The organism is Mesorhizobium sp. LNHC229A00, assembly GCF_000502415.1.
Lineage (GTDB): Bacteria > Pseudomonadota > Alphaproteobacteria > Rhizobiales > Rhizobiaceae > Mesorhizobium.
This window is the reverse complement of the sequence record NZ_AYWQ01000196.1, coordinates 1-412: the sequence shown is the minus strand read 5'-3', so window position 1 is coordinate 412 and position 412 is coordinate 1. Positions and strand designations below refer to the sequence as shown.

The window sequence follows — 412 nt, the reverse complement described above, 5'->3', positions numbered from 1 at the left end:
TGATCGTCTCCGATCACGGCACCGAGTTCACCTCGAACGCCATCCTCGCCTGGTCGAAGGATCGCGGAATCGAATGGCACTACATCGCGCCGGGCAAGCCTATGCAGAACGGTTACGTCGAAAGTTTCAACGGCCGGATGCGCGACGAGCTGTTGAACGAGAGCCTGTTCTTCGGCCTCGACCACGCTCGAAGCGCCATCGCCGAATGGAGAGAGGACTTCAACACCGCCAGGCCACATTCCTCGCTCGGCTACCAGACCCCAGCAGCCTATGCCAAGGTCATCACCGCAACCGGCTTCGACGCTGTGCCGATCGAAGGCTCCGCGCCTCCGCCGGTTGCTCAACCCGCGCCACAAGGCGTAACAGAAACGGCCAAGGCTCTAATCGCCACTGGATGACACTTCAGTGGCAG

General features: G+C 61.2%; 1 protein-coding gene. It reads left to right on the top strand.

Going from position 1 to position 412, the window contains the following annotated elements:
• The coding region (locus X742_RS140130) for an integrase core domain-containing protein (RefSeq protein WP_023775696.1) at positions 1-398 on the top strand (398 nt) is incomplete at its 5' end.
• Positions 399-412: the final 14 nt, after the last annotated feature.